The following is a 15,300-nucleotide window of genomic DNA, read 5'->3' on the forward strand; positions in this document are numbered from 1 at the left end:
ATATTCGTCTAAATTAAAATTGTATTTCAATTAACAATAACAATGTTCGTATCATATCGAACATTATCCTTAAAAAAACATAATTATAACATTAATTATAAAAGCTGAATAAAACAAGGAGGTATTCAAAGATGAAATTAGTATGCATAGGAGACAGTTTAACTTTTGGATATGGTGTTCCTGCAAAGGAAAACTGGGTGTCACTCATAAAAGAGCCCCTTCAAATGGAGGTCTTAAATAAAGGCGCAAATGGAGATACAACCTCCGGAATGTTATCCCGTTCTTATGAAGACGTAATAAAAAATCATCCCAATTATGTCATCATCATGGGCGGAAGTAATGATTTTATGAGCAATAGATCTTTAAAAATAGTAACAGACAATATAACACTCATTGTAAAAGATGCAGTAAATTATAAAATAATTTCAATAATAGGCATAGAACCTGCTGTAGACAAACTCATGGCTGAAAAAAAATGGGACAGCACCTTGAATTATAATAAGATAAACAAACTTCAGGAGAACTATAGAAATTGGATAATAAGTTTTTGTGATGAGAACAAATTTCACTATATAGATTATTATGACTGCTTTCGTGAAAAATTAAAGGACATAGGTGCAAACCGACTGTTTGTAGATGGCCTGCATCCCTCTACACTAGGACATGAATTGATGGCCGAGTGTACAATAAATTTTTTTAAATCTCTAGCATAAAACAAAAAGTAGGCTATTCTTTATTGACATGTTACAAGCAAAGTGCTACATTTAAGGTACAATATGAGTTATATATAGCTTATCATGAGAATATAGTATATAATATATTAATATCCTTAGGGGGGATTATCAAAATGAATACTACTTCCTGTATTTCCAAAATACCTGAAAATCTGCGAGAACAAATTGATGACATAATCTCCGAGTCGGGACTTTCAGCAAAAGATTTTATAAAAGAACTGGCTTATTGTTACAATGTAGGAGATGCAAAATCAGATTCAATAGTACTGGATTATTCAAATTACTGGAATAGCTTTGTAGATTAAAAAAACAAACTGCCCTGCGGTTAACTGCAGGGCAGTTTGTTTTTTAATCTAACAGTTGAAACCGGATTTTAACTAGCCTTTAGAAGATAATATTTCCAAATGGCAGGTATTTCCCTGATATATCCACCAATTTCCCTCATTTTATAGGAAGACATGAATACTCCCGCATAGCTTCCCTTTATGTGCTGGCTCTTTGCCATTAAAGAAGCTCTTTTCAAGTGATATTTATTGGATACTATGACAGCAGTTTTAAAACCCATCGTGTCCATTATTTTTTTAGAGTTTATTAAATTTGCCATAGTAGATGCAGATTTGTCTTCCACTATAATTCTGGAGCTGTCCATTCCTCTGGATGCCAGATATGTCCTCATGGCTTCCGCTTCAGATATATTTTCTCCCTGGCCCTTTCCTCCAGACACAATAATATAGTTTCCATAGCCATTTTGATAAAGCTCAAGTCCTCTGTTCAATCTTCCAATTAGAAACGGACTGGGTGTAATGCCATATACTCTGCATCCCAACACAATTATGCAGTCCGATTTTTCAGGTTTGGTATCTTCTCCAAAAAACACTATTTGAAATTCCGTCAGCAAAACAGCCATAAACACTATGGTGACAAAACACACTGCAAACTTCAATTTCCGGCTCATTTAAAAAACCACCTATCACTTGTTATTTATACAACGTCATTTATAATATAATAGTTTATTAATGAGGAAATTTCAACCTTATATACTAATATTTCATCAATGTTTATAATTTAAAGCATTGCAAACCTGAATATGAAAAGAGCGGCAAGTACATATACTATCGGATGAACTTCCTTATATCTACCTGTAACCACCTTGACAATCGGATAAAATATTATAGCCGCCGCAATACCATTTGCTATACTGTAACTAAATGGCATAAAAGCTATGGCGAAAAATGCCGGAAGTGCTTCTGTAAAATCACTGAAATCTATTTTAGTAACTACTCCCATCATAAGTGCACCTACGATTATAAGTGCCGGGGCTGTAGCTTCAGTGGGAACTATGCCGACCAATCCAGAAAAGAACAGTGAAAGTATAAAAAGTATTCCCACAGTAAAGGACGTGAGACCAGTTCTTCCTCCTGCCGTAACACCGGCAGTGGATTCCACATATGTATTCACTGTACTTGTTCCAAGAAGAGAGCCTACAGTAGTTGCCAGTGCATCTGACAAAAGTGCTTTGTGCATGTTCTTGACTTTTCCGTTTTCATCAACCATGCCTGCTTTCTCGGCTGTTCCCACAAGCGTGCCTATAGTATCAAACAGATCCACCAGCGTAAAAGTTATGATTACCATGACCAAACTGCTGATGGCACCTACCAAGCCTGCTTTCCCTATTCCAAGGAGGCCTTTAAAATCAAATGCAAAAAATGTAGGTGCCAGCGAAGGCGGGGCACTTATGAGCTTTATTCCCGAAGTATGCGTTACACCAAAGGGTATGCCAATTATGGTGGTTAAAATTATCCCTATAAGTATGGATCCTTTGACATTTCTTGCCATGAGTATGGTTGTAATTAAAATACCTATGATTGCAACAAGTACATGAGGTGTAGTCAGCTTTCCAAAAGCCACCAGAGTAGCGGGATCAGATACGACGATACCTGCATTTTTAAGGCCTATAAGTGCTATAAACAATCCTATTCCGCCCGATATGGCAAGTTTTAAATTATACGGAAGGGCATCGACAATTTTTTCTCTAATAGATGTAACCGTAATTATTATAAATATTATTCCCGATACTAAAACAGCCGCCAGTGCCTGCTGCCACCTGTATCCCATTCCTATACAAACACTATATGTAAAAAATGCATTCAATCCCATGCCAGGTGCCTGTGCAAAGGGAAGATTCGCATAAAGTGCCATTACAAAAGTTCCGACAGCCGCTGCTATACAAGTTGCTACAAATATTGATGCTACTATAGGATCATTGATTGCAGAAAGTCCTGCTTTGACTGCAGCATCCCCCATAAGATTTCTGGTGTTCATGCCGGCCTGCATAAGCACACTTGGGTTCACAAAAATTATATAGGCCATAGTGATAAAAGTAGTAAAGCCCGCTAAAATTTCTGTTTTTACATCAGTGTGATTCTCAGTTAGCTTAAAAAATGAGTCCAGTCTAGATTTTTTAACTTCCATGTAAATACCTCCAAAATAAAAAAATTTCTAACATGAATTATGGAATAATCCAAATTAGAAAACACTTAAAAATATTTTCTCCCTGGAATCCACTCATAGTCAGGAGTTTTGGTCTCCTGGTAGAAACTCTTGAACCGTATTATATCAAGATTATACGAATGTTCTTCTAAAGAATTTATTAAATTTACGTAATTATATTAACATCATACACATAATAAGTCAATAACATTCCCACACATAAATACCATAAAAAACCTGTCTTATTTATAGTTCACTACATGGCGAATATTTATACCATATTGTCTCTATCTAAGCATATAAACTGCCAGCAGTATTACAGCAAAAATTAAAAAAGGAATGGAAAATACAATTTTAAATACAATACCAACTACAGCTGCAAAAAATACTATGGCTATCACAAATCCGATAATGGGAAAAACTATGATTCCAACTATGGACAGAAGCAAACAAAATATCAATATTATAAATAAAATGCAAAATAAAGTTATCACATACCATTCCCCCCACGTTTTTTCGCCGTCTTTACCTCATTTACTATGAAAGATCTCTGCTTACAGTCAATATTATATAGATCAAACACGAATTCGTCCAATTTTTTCTCAGACAAATTCTCTTCTCCATTTCCACATATTATTTTATGTACTAATTTTTCCACTTCTGATTTTTCCCGCAAACCGCACTCATGTACAGGTATCTGATCCAGGCTGTATTTTTTTATTTGAGGGGTTGAATTGATATTTGTTATTAAAAAATTGAGATAATACCACTGTATTAGTGTGGAATTCAATATTCCCAAAATATAGAGGGATGTAAAATCTCTATTCTTGCATATTATTCCATACAGTGACTGTTCTATTATATACCCCCTGGGGTCCAGGGCGGCAATTAAGTTTTTCCCGGTTTTCCTGATAATTATTTTATTCTTTCTGGCAAGCTTTTTCATATCCTTGGTCCCGCCCTTTATATTTTCAGGAATAAAGTCATAATAAAAGTTGCCGGATATTTTAAATTTCCCTACATTTTCACCTTTCAGTACCTCTATCTGTCTGCAGCTTGCCCTATTTGAAGTGATTTTAGCACTGCAGCCTATAAAACCGGTGAAAGTGCTGCATATGTCGGAAAGTTTTTTACTGGATTCTTCAATATGCTTCTTTAAAAACAGGCTATTGGAACTACAGCAGTGGGAAAATTCAAAATTCAGGTTCCCTAGATACTGCTGCTGGCTTACAGTATATACCCTCTTTTCACATATGTCGATGTTCACTCTATTATGCTTCCTGGCGTTGTTTTCAACTATAATTATCATAGAGTCAGCATTCACCCTTGGAAATTTTATTCCAAAAGTCAAGTTCAATATACTATAATTTTCAAGCAGGCTCCTTCTAAAATCCCTGTAGCAAAGATTACTGGCCAACCTGTCCGGAACTATAAATCCAAACCTTCCGTGAGGTGTTAAAAGTTCCATAGATCTTTTTATAAAATATTCATATAAATTAGGTAAATAGGTATTGCCGCCGTAATTTTCAACATAGTAATCCACCAAATAATTCTCTATGTTCTTTTTATATTTCCTGCTAAGAGATATCCATGGTGGATTTCCAAGTATGCAGTCATATTTTCTCTCCCAGAATTCAGATATTTCTTCAGGCTTCAGGCCGCAGCATTGTTTCTTGCCATCGCCCTTCTCCCATTTTATCAAACTGTTACAGCATATGATATTGTGTTCAAGTCCTATATCGGCTCCACTTTTATTGCATAAATTTATTTTTGCCAGTTTTACGGCAAATTCATCTATATCGGCCCCATATATGCATTTTGTCAGTACGTGATAACTCAAATTCGAATACTGCCAATATTCCGTGCCCTTTACATATCTAATCCCATACTTGTCTTTGATTTTATAATTTTCATTTTTAAAATTTTCTCTTATAAATTTTAAGTTTTTGCTGAATTTTTCTATTAGAATTTCATACGCTCTTATTAAAAAATATCCACTGCCGCAGGAAGGATCCAGTACCTTTATGAAAGGATTTTTTCTAACATCCAAATCATACATAATATTTTTAACTATGTAATCCACTATATGATACGGAGTATAGAAGCTGCCCTTTTTTTTCCTCTCCTCTGAATTCATAGATTTTTCGTATTTTTCACCCAATACATGGGTTTCCCGGCCTTCATCCACTAAAAACTGCCCCCTTTTTATCAAAAATCTCTAAACTGAAGCTCCCCTCAAAACGACTTGAACGATCTCAGATCTGCTGTGAACCCTCACCGGTGGCCCCCAGGTCCCAAAACCTGAAGAAACTATGATATTAAATCCACAGTCCTCTAAATGCCCCCAGTCAATTTTAAAAATTTTTCTGGTTATAAAATTCAAAGGATATAATTGGCCCCTGTGGGTATGCCCGGAAAACTGAATATCTATTCCTGCATTTTTACAATTTTTCAGATCTATCGGCTTATGATCTACTGTTATCAACAATTTAGTTCTGTCACATTCTTCTGCCAGCTGAAATATGTCTTTTCTCTCCCTGCCTGTAAAATTCCTGCAGGCCGTATCGTTTCGTCCTATTATATAAAATTTGCCGTCCACATCCTCAGGCTCATCTACCAACAATTTTATATTCAATTTTCTATACTCCCGCACCATGTAATCTGTATTTCCACCTATATATTCATGATTTCCAAGTACTGCATATACACCATAGACAGAATTTATATTTTTCAAAGGTTCAAGTATATCTCCAAGCTCGTTCAAATTAACGTCATCATCTATGACATCACCTGCCAAAATGACCAGATCGGGTTTTACAAGATTTATATTTTTCACCAGTTTTACCAGCCTGTTTTTCCCTATTATTCTACCTGCATGAATATCAGACACCATTACTATATTCAATTTTTCAACACCCGTCATATCCTTCTCAACCTGTAAATCGTACTTGGACAGTTTTATTGAATTGGCATTATAGGTACCATCTATCAAAACAATAGAGATAACCGACATTGAAATAGTATAAAATATGGCCTTCCATCGAACTCTGTCATAAATATAAATGCAGGGAAAAAAGTAATGAAGCAAATTGATAATTTGAAATACCACCACGGCCATTATAAAATAAAAGATTGCAGCCATCCAATAACAGCCTATTGTATAGAATATTTTACTTGCAGACTCAGGTAGAATTTTTTTTGAAAGCTTTCCTATAAAAAATGAAAGTACAATAAGCAAAAATATAGTCCAATAGATATATGAATTCACAGATGGCATAAAATATCTAAAAGTTTCAAAAATAGTTATTCCAATATATAAATTCACTGCAGCAAATACAAGCATGCATAATATGCCAATCACATATATCATAAAAATCACCTTATTTACATTAAATTTGACATACCGGGTGTTTTCAATTTTTTAATTTCAAGAAATAAAAATATGGCTGTAAGAACAGAAGATATTCCATCGGAAACAGGAGCTGCAAGCCACACTCCATTGAGGCCAAATATTCTGGGAAGCATAAGGAGCATTGGAATAAGAACTATTACCTGCCTGGAAAGTGATAAAAATATGGATATTTTAGCCCTTGCTATGGCCTGGAAAAAATTTGAACTTACTATTTGAAAACCCAGTATGGGAAACATTGCCATAAATATTTTAATGCCGTTTACTGTTATATTTGTGAGGTTCACATCATTTTTATTAAACAGGCCCACCAATACATAGGGAAAAATGTAGGCACACAGTGCCCCCAATGTGGATATAACCGTCGCCGCTATAATTGCCAGCTTAAGTGCATTTTTGACACGGTCATACAGCTTAGCCCCGTAATTGAAACCGATAACTGGCTGTGAACCCTGGTTGATTCCAAATATGGGCATAAATATTATAGTTGTTATACTATTTATTATTCCCATAGCTCCTATTGCCAAATCGCCTCCATATATAAACAAGCTTCTGTTCAGAATTACATTTACAAGGCTTGACGCCAGCTGCATGGCAAAAGGTGACATTCCTATGGAGAATATCTGTTTTATTATTCTTATTTTTAAGATCAGATTTTCCCTTTTTATCTTGAGAAGGCTGTCCCCACCCAGAAAATAGTAAAGTACCCATATCATACTTACGGCCTGAGAAATTACAGTAGCTGCAGCTGCACCTTTTATGGCAAAATGGAGCAGACATATAAATATATAATCCAGAACTATATTCGTTATGGCACCTACAAGCATTGTAAACATGGCCTTTTTGGGGTTTCCCTCAGAACGTATTATGTTGTTGAGTCCAAAGCCCATTGTTTGAAATACTGAACCTGCAATTATTATACTTATAAATTCCTTAGCATAGATAAGTGTGTTTTTGCTCGCCCCAAAAGCTATGAGCATGGGTTCCACAAACATAAGTCCCAGTATGGTAACTACCATCGACATTACAATAAGAAGCACAAATGCATTGCCCAATATATGTTCCGCTTCATCTTTTTTGTCTTGCCCAAGTCTTATGGAAATACTTGCAGCAGCACCGATTCCTATAAGCATACTAAATGCCATTATCAGTATCCCGATTGGGAAAGTCAAGCTCACTCCAGATATGGCCATTGCACCTACAACTCTTCCTATAAATATTCTATCTATTACAATATACATGGAATTAACCAACATGCCGATTATAGCAGGTATTGAAAATTCCAGCAATAATTTACTTACTTTTTCATTCCTTAATTTAGTTGAACGTTCCAAATAAAATTTCCTCCCAATTAATTGTACGAAAACTAATTATATAATAACTTAACAATTATAGCAATATTTTTTTTACATTTTGTTGTCAACTTATGATTCTGACTCTTTAATATTTGTTTAGCTCCGCCAATATTTGTCGAGCAATTTCTGTATTTCCTCCTGCGGATTGTGACTTTGTCTGAAAGTTTTTTAATCTATCTTTAAAAGTTTTATTTCTTAATATCTCCATTGATGTTTCTAATAATAAAGCTGGATTCACATTCTCATGCTCTATATATTTACCCAAATTCAAGTTTTTGATTTGCCGAGCGACCATGGGTTGGTCGTTTCCTACAGGTATTACCAGCATTGGTACGCCATAAAACAATGCTTCATTTACACTGTTCATTCCTCCGTGAGTAATAAAAAGAGAAGCTTTTTGTAATACCTTTAATTGCGGAACAAATGAATAAACAAAGAAATTATCTGGTATTTCACCAAGCTGCTCAATCTTCACAGTATTTCCAATAGACATAATTACAGAAAAAGGCTGGTCTCGAAAAGCCTCAATACATTTCTTAAAAAATTTAGCCGATGTATTTAGTAATGTTCCAAGAGAAATATATATAATGGGTCCTTTCATTTTAGTGAAATCAAAATCACCTTCTTTTCTTCCGCCTAACGATGATCCCACATATTTATAATGATTATCTTCAAACTCGTTAGAGTAAATTTGAAAATCTTTAACCGTATAAGTAAAATTTAGCTTAGGTGCATTCTCTACAATTTCCTGTGCTATGCTTGCATATCGCAAATTAAACTTTCTTTTCAAAATTTTAGATATCATTTTGCAAAGATGAGGGAAGCGAAATATACACGTCATATACCAACCGCCAGTCATTCCGAAATCACTTAGAACTTTTTCATTGAGAGAAAATGTTGAAAACAAACGGAAAGAAGGAATTCCTAATTGATCAGCTAATGATTTTCCTGGCAAAAACAACATCTCATATATTAAGCAATCATATTCTTTTCCAATTCGCTGCACCGTTCGGTACGCAGCACCCCAACTTTTTATTTCCTTTTGAAAGTTCGATAAAGTTACAGGATAATCATCATATGCTATAAAATTTGCACCTGTCTTTTCGACCTTGTCTTTCCAATCTGGAGAATGTATATAAGAAACTTTATGTCCCAATGACACAAATATTTCTGCTAATTCCAATGTAGGATTCGTATGACCTGAAAATGGGAGATTTACCATGAGTATTTTTGCTTTTTTAGACATAGTAGCACTTTAACCTTTCCTTAATTTTCTGCCCGCTTTCATCACTAATAATGGGAATCTCTAATTTTCTTAAGAACAGAATAATAAAATCCACTTTATTACACATTTCTTCATAACTGGAATTAACAATAACAGGGTCAAGCCATATATCAATTAAAACAATAAGTATTTGAGATACTTCCTTTGGATAAATACAGGCAAATTCCCCGTCGATATTACCTTGTTCAAGAATCTCCTCAATATAACCAGATAATACGTTTAATGAATTTCTCAGAGTGTCCAGTAATGCAAAAGGAACTTTCTCAGCCCATTTATTGCCAGTCAATTCAATCAGTGATTCATTTGAAAAAAGTTGGTCTATAATATTTTCGATTTTCTGTTTAGCTGTCAAAGTAGGATTTTCAGCCAAATCTTTCAATTGGTTTGTAACTAATTTTTTTTGAGAATTTATGTGATAATCCAAAATCTCTTGTTTGCTTTTAAAATAATGATATATAGCTCCTTTTGACAGCCCACTTAACAGCATTATATCTTGCATAGTCGTTTTGCTATATCCTTTTTCTGAAAATAGCTTTATAGCTGCATTTAATATTTTACTTTTAGTTAAAAGAACTCTTTTCTCCTGCTTCAAAATAATTCACCTCACATTTATTATAAACCGTCGGTCGGTTTATAAATATGATAGCAGTCTTTTATTGTTTTGTCAATGAAGTGTAAGAAGTATTCACACATAAACTGAATTGTCATAACTAGTTTACAGTTTTGACATATAACTGTAACAAAAAAAATTTATTATATAATCATAATATAGTCTAATAATTTATAGAGGAGGATTTTCATATGGATGATAATTACAATAAAAATCAGAACACCACAAAGATGAGCATATTATCACGTTTTAAAAACAAGCTTTCCCAAAAACACACACATCCAAAAGGTAAAAAATTTTTCTCCTATATAGCAGTAATAGTGATATCCAGTTTAATAGGTGGTTTTTTATCTATCGCAGCTTTTTTATACGTGGTTCCAAATACAGACTTTTTCAAAAACACACCACTTTATGAAAGCATGAATTCAACAGGAACAAGGGCTCCGCAGACACAAGCTTCTCCTGTATCCACTTCAAACAAAAACGGCCTCACCATAGCTCAAATAGCTAAAAAAGTAAGTCCGACCGTAGTTGGAGTTTCCACCAAGTCAATATCGGAATACTCGGATATATTTGGTTTTTCAGACGATCAAAGCAGTGAAGATGATGGAATGGGTTCAGGTATAATAATAAATTCTGACGGATATATACTTACAAACTACCATGTAATACAAGGTGCCCAAAGCATAAGCGTGATATTGAGCAATAAAAAAACCGTTCCGGCCAAAGTTGTAAATTATGATCAGAACCAAGATTTGGCTGTAATAAAGGTGACCTCTAAAACTCAGATGCCAGCAGTAGCGGAACTTGGAAATTCTGACAACGTCCAGGTTGGCGATTCGGTAGTAGCCATAGGCAACCCTCTAGGCAAGGAACTCTTGGGTTCTGTTACAAGCGGCATTATAAGTGCTACGAAAAGGGAAGTTACAGTGGGAAATACCACCCAGAACTTTTTACAGACGGATGCAGCAATAAATCCGGGCAATAGTGGAGGTGCCCTTGTAAACTCACTAGGACAGGTAATAGGAATAAATTCAGCCAAAGTAGGTGGAAACGGAGTTGAAGGCATAGGATTTGCCATTCCAATAAATACTGTTGCTTCCAAACTGAATGGTCTTTTAAAACCTATATTAAAGATTGGAATTGCCTGCATAGACATTGATTCCAGCTTGTCAAAACAATATAACATACCTCAGGGAGTTTATGTAAAGCAAGTTGAACCGTCCAGTCCAGCTGAAAAATCCGGATTAAAGGAAGGAGACATAATACAAAAATTTGACGGTAAATCCATAAAAACCGTAGAAGAAATAAATCAGATAAAATCGACACATAATTCCGGTGATACAGTTGCAATTGTGGTCTACAGAAATGGAAACACTAAAACACTTCAGTTAACTTTAACAGAATAAAAAATAAGGTCTGCTGCATATAATTAATTATGCAGCAGGCTTTTTTAACTTTCAATATTCAATCTTATATGTGTACCGCAGGATCAATGTTTACTTTTATATTTTCAGGAGGATACTCCAACCATTTAATTCCCTTCTTCGTAATTATAGCTGCAGGAATAATGTATTTCTCAGAGAAAATTTCTTTGCCAACACAATCAATAAATTTTCTGGATGCAGGAGCAGATGTACTAAGTTTAAACAATGTTGCATTGTGCAGTTTTCCCTTCAAGTTGCACCAATCATCTAACTGTAATATACTAGCAGGTGATGTTGTCACCGCTTTTATCACATCTATAAGATTCATACCCGCAGCACATAATTTAGTCATTGTGGTCGGAAGATCATAAACAGGACCGTTTATGCCTAAAACGTGGGCATCAGAGCTGATAGTAAATGGAGGATATCCGGCCGCTATTGCCTTCTTTGCAACTTCAAAACTAAAGCTGCCTATCCCATGGGCCACATCCATAAGAACACCACGTTTCAAAGCTCTTTCCATAGCAGGAATTGGTTTACCTTCAGAAGTCCAGGGTGAATTTAATTTTCCATGATAAATATGTGATACTACATCACCTGGAGCCAAAATATCCAATATATCCTCAATACACGGCATTGGAAGTCCAATGTGTACCATAAGGCGCATTCCCGCTTCTCGTGCAGCTTTAGCTGCAAGTTTTACCGGCTGTATACCCATTGCACCGACAGTGGTTTTTTCCGCTCTGATTTTGATGCCGCAAACAAAGGGACGATTTGCATTAGCAGCTCTGACCGTTTTTGCTACATCCATTGCAGAAATATCTGTAGCTTCAGGTATTTGTGCCAAACCAGTAGAACATATATTTAACCAAGCTTTAATGGGAGTATTAAAGGCAGGTACAACATATTTTCTCAATCCAGTAATGGTAGCTTCACCCGAACTTCCAGCATCAGCTATAAAATGAACACCGGTATCAAATCCAATTGAATCCGGGGGTATGGATATGGCTCCTACACCATAGTAAACATGGGCATGTAAATCAATCCAGCCCGGACTCAAAAATAACTCTGCGTTCTTGCTTTGATCGGAGGATTGCTTTAGAAAAAATCCATCTGAATCATGACATAATTCAGCCGTCCATATTTTTTTTGTAGAAGGATCAACAACATTCACAGGTATTGGGTCAGTTGTATTAACATTATATTTATTATTCTTAACCATAAAGAATAACCTCCTTTTAATTTTAACATATTGCCATATTATTGCATTACCTGCCTTTTGCCTAAATTTCCTCGATTACTGATTTACCCTCTTCCGGCACTTCTTCAAGCATTTTTAAAGCTTTTTTGACAGCATTTTTGCGATAGGCCACTTCATTTTCCTTTGGCAGCGAAGGATCACCAAAAACATGCAAGACGCTGTTTCCTCGAAGAATTCTGTTAGAACCTATACCTTCGGCGATTTTCGTCAAGTTCGTCACTTGAACGATGGGAATACCTGCTCGTTCAATTTCTTTTGTCATCACTGCACCGCAGCGAGAACTAGTTCCTCAGGTGGACGTTAATATAGCCGCATCAACATTGTGTTCCTTCATTATTTTGGCAATACCTTCACCAAATTTCTTACCTTTCTCCATGGGAGTCATCACACCTGCAGTTGTAAAATACGAATCAAATAAAGAACCAATAACGCCTTCCTTTTCAAGTACCCTCATTGCGTCAACCGGTACAAGTCGATTGGGATCTTCAAGAACAAAGGCATTATTATAACCTTGATGTCTTACCTCATAATCTTCAGGACTTAATTTGTCTTTTCCTTCAATTGAGTGATATTTAAAACAAGTCGAATTAGTAACAACCATATTATCAGGATTTCCCTTCGGTACTAAGCCTCCATCAGTAACAAGTGCAATTTTTGCTTCTGACAAGGGTTTATCAAGTACCGGAACTGGAATTTTTTCATGATTGGGCATAACCACTTCCGTTCTATAAGACTTATTGTAATACTTAGCTAAAAGCATGTTAATGGCTCGTTTTGGTGCTGGTATTGAATAATCGATTTCAATGGCTGGGCCGCTTCCATGGTAATCTTCCTTCTTGCCATCCCCAATTGCTTCTCCTGACACCAATCGAAGGGAAAAATCAACTACTTTTTTTATAACTTCTCTCATCTTTCTGGCATTGTTTTCTGTCTTGAGAATATAGCAGCGATCTTTATACACATCAGTTCCAGGATTTTCAGCATATAATGCTGTAACGCCCGGAATTTTCAGGGTTTCAACAACTGCTGCTGTCGTCGCGCCACAGGCCATTCCATATCTTCCAGCATTGAAGCCAGGACCGGCAATGAACATATCCGGATTGTATTTTTTTACAATTTCAACTACCTTAGGCACTACTGTTTCCAGATTTTCAGCAATATGATTGTCCCCGCAAATAATCGTAGCCACAATTTCCGCTTTGTCACCAAACATATTTTTCATTGCTAAACCTGATCCCACAGGCTCTTCTTTAACAACTATATCCATACCTGCAGTATCTTCTCCACCAAATCCCCCATAAAACTGGTTTATATAATGAACTATTCGATACTTTTTAGCCATGATTTACACCTCTTCTTTCCATGGAATATTTGAATCTGTAGTCACGTAGCAATCTCCCAACTGAGACCATATTCCCTGATACGCAAAATTGGTGGTATGATCAAAAGGCCCCCAGGGATCAACACCAGCTAAACTAGGAACTCCAGCTTTCTCCCCAATCAGTCGTTTAACTCTCGGGTGATGAAGCGTATAATTGCGCCCGCTGTTGACAACAGCATCAACTTTAGGATCAGAGATTACCAGCATATCACCTGGGCGATCATTGGACACAGCCGAAAGATTCATTACACACGGCATACCCATTTTTTCTGCCCAGTTAAAAGCCAGCGCCGAATCAAGCTGGCAATGTCCCATACCTGACTTATTGATCACGACACAATCCGCTTTTAATGTATCACGGCATAATGTCGCTCCAATCATGCCCATGGTATTTTTTCCATCAATTTTCATAACGTTATTCGCGAAAACAACTCCTACAAATTCAAGATCCTTGCCATGACGCTTCATAAGTTCCCTTATATACAACTCGTTTTGCAGGTAATAATTGCATTCCCAATATTTCCATAGGAAAGCTCCATCCAGCACTTCCGTAGGCTGAACTACGATAGGGAGAAAATTAAGTGCACTTTGCCCATAGTACAATATATTCCAAGTATCATGCGAGGCCATATGGGTAACAAAGTATGCCACTTTAGGTAGAGGTTTGCCATCCTTTCCTGGGCCAACTGGTTCGAGTTCAAAAACTTCTGTTTCATCCGGTTTTAGATCAATACCTAGCTTAGCCAAATATACATTTGCTGTCAGTGAAGCATGTTTTAACGCTTCCGCATAACTCAAATCACTGACACCATCAGCTGGTGCAGCATCGATAACTATATGATAATGTTTTGAAAAATGAGTATATTTCGCACATGGGCCGCCCATATCCATATAATATTTAACATTACACTTTGCATAATAAATGTCCGAAACGACTACACCTCTAAGTGCTACCGTTTCCCCTTCACCTGCAGGTGCCAGCTTTCCCCAAATTCCCGGATAAGATTCTTCTGGATGTTCTTTTTTACAGCGCGGCTGCATGATGTCATGCACCGCCAACATCCTGCAGCTCTCACCAGGGCATACCAATTGGATATTCATCCATGCAAACAAGTCATTATTAATTAGGTTATAAAGTTCTTCCTTATCAACTGTCAATACACCGTCAACCAGCTCGGATTTATTTCCGAATTGAACCTTTTTAACATCGATATAATCGATTTGCAGACGTTTACTCATAACTATAATCATCCCTTTCCTATATTCAAGTCATGAATTGTCATAAAAATATTTGTAACTTGAGTCAAGTTTATAATTAAATTATAGTAAACTAGTAGGTAATATTCAT

14 protein-coding genes and 1 riboswitch are annotated in these 15,300 nt (G+C 36.0%); of the genes, 3 read left to right on the forward strand and 11 right to left on the reverse strand.

The features are described 5' to 3' along the window. Positions 1-131: 131 nt before the first annotated feature. Both AB8S09_RS04545 and AB8S09_RS04550 read left to right on the forward strand, forming a co-directional pair. Positions 132-713, forward strand: a complete 582-nt coding sequence (locus AB8S09_RS04545; protein ID WP_294182405.1) for a GDSL-type esterase/lipase family protein — start codon at positions 132-134, stop codon at positions 711-713. Positions 714-847: 134 nt separating this feature from the next. Further along, positions 848-1,039 (forward strand): hydrolase, encoded by a 192-nt coding sequence (locus tag AB8S09_RS04550; RefSeq protein ID WP_294182404.1) that lies wholly within the window; start codon positions 848-850, stop codon positions 1,037-1,039. 68 nt (positions 1,040-1,107) lie between these two features. On the opposite strand, the gene AB8S09_RS04555 is transcribed toward AB8S09_RS04550, so the two are convergent. The 8 genes from AB8S09_RS04555 to AB8S09_RS04590 form a co-directional block, all read right to left on the reverse strand. Then, entirely contained in the window at positions 1,108-1,689 is a 582-nt protein-coding gene (locus AB8S09_RS04555; protein WP_294182403.1) for a YdcF family protein, read from the reverse strand. A gap of 110 nt (positions 1,690-1,799) precedes the next feature. Then, positions 1,800-3,206, reverse strand: a complete 1,407-nt coding sequence (locus AB8S09_RS04560; RefSeq protein WP_294182402.1) for an NCS2 family permease — start codon at positions 3,204-3,206, stop codon at positions 1,800-1,802. A 76-nt stretch (positions 3,207-3,282) separates the two neighbouring features. Continuing rightward, a riboswitch (purine riboswitch) is annotated at positions 3,283-3,384 on the reverse strand. Positions 3,385-3,511: 127 nt separating this feature from the next. Further along, positions 3,512-3,718, reverse strand: a complete 207-nt coding sequence (locus AB8S09_RS04565) for a hypothetical protein (RefSeq protein WP_294182401.1) — start codon at positions 3,716-3,718, stop codon at positions 3,512-3,514. Beyond that, positions 3,715-5,412 (reverse strand): TaqI-like C-terminal specificity domain-containing protein, encoded by a 1,698-nt coding sequence (locus AB8S09_RS04570; protein ID WP_294182400.1) that lies wholly within the window; start codon positions 5,410-5,412, stop codon positions 3,715-3,717. The genes AB8S09_RS04565 and AB8S09_RS04570 overlap by 4 nt, the downstream gene beginning before the upstream one ends. A gap of 30 nt (positions 5,413-5,442) precedes the next feature. Then, the gene (locus tag AB8S09_RS04575) at positions 5,443-6,594 is read right to left on the reverse strand and encodes a metallophosphoesterase (RefSeq protein ID WP_294182399.1); all 1,152 of its coding nucleotides are present in this window, start codon (positions 6,592-6,594) and stop codon (positions 5,443-5,445) included. Between the two features lie 14 nt (positions 6,595-6,608). After that, a complete protein-coding gene (locus AB8S09_RS04580; protein WP_294182398.1) occupies positions 6,609-7,967 on the reverse strand; it encodes an MATE family efflux transporter in 1,359 nt (452 codons plus the stop codon). 106 nt (positions 7,968-8,073) lie between these two features. Beyond that, entirely contained in the window at positions 8,074-9,234 is a 1,161-nt protein-coding gene (locus AB8S09_RS04585) for a macrolide family glycosyltransferase (protein WP_369868551.1), read from the reverse strand. After that, a complete protein-coding gene (locus tag AB8S09_RS04590) occupies positions 9,227-9,865 on the reverse strand; it encodes a TetR/AcrR family transcriptional regulator (protein ID WP_369868552.1) in 639 nt (212 codons plus the stop codon). Before AB8S09_RS04590 ends, AB8S09_RS04585 begins: the two co-directional genes overlap by 8 nt. Positions 9,866-10,074: 209 nt before the next feature. Between AB8S09_RS04590 and AB8S09_RS04595 the strand changes: the two genes are divergently transcribed. Beyond that, positions 10,075-11,292, forward strand: a complete 1,218-nt coding sequence (locus AB8S09_RS04595) for a S1C family serine protease (RefSeq protein ID WP_369868553.1) — start codon at positions 10,075-10,077, stop codon at positions 11,290-11,292. 64 nt (positions 11,293-11,356) lie between these two features. Here the strand turns inward: AB8S09_RS04595 and AB8S09_RS04600 are convergent, their stop codons facing one another. From AB8S09_RS04600 to farE, 3 genes are all read right to left on the reverse strand, one after another. After that, on the reverse strand, positions 11,357-12,532 hold the full coding sequence (locus AB8S09_RS04600; protein ID WP_369868554.1) for a hypothetical protein: 1,176 nt from the start codon (positions 12,530-12,532) through the stop codon (positions 11,357-11,359). A gap of 61 nt (positions 12,533-12,593) precedes the next feature. Then, positions 12,594-13,913 carry a glycine/betaine/sarcosine/D-proline family reductase selenoprotein B gene (locus tag AB8S09_RS04605; RefSeq protein ID WP_369868555.1) on the reverse strand — a complete coding sequence of 440 codons (1,320 nt, stop codon included), beginning with the start codon at positions 13,911-13,913 and terminating at the stop codon, positions 12,594-12,596. 3 nt (positions 13,914-13,916) lie between these two features. Then, positions 13,917-15,203, reverse strand: coding sequence for a fluoroacetate reductase subunit FarE (farE, locus tag AB8S09_RS04610; RefSeq protein WP_369868556.1), 1,287 nt, complete (start codon positions 15,201-15,203; stop codon positions 13,917-13,919). Positions 15,204-15,300 lie beyond the last annotated feature (97 nt).

The organism is Clostridium lapidicellarium, from assembly GCF_041224415.1.
GTDB lineage: Bacteria > Bacillota > Clostridia > Clostridiales > Clostridiaceae > Clostridium_B > Clostridium_B lapidicellarium.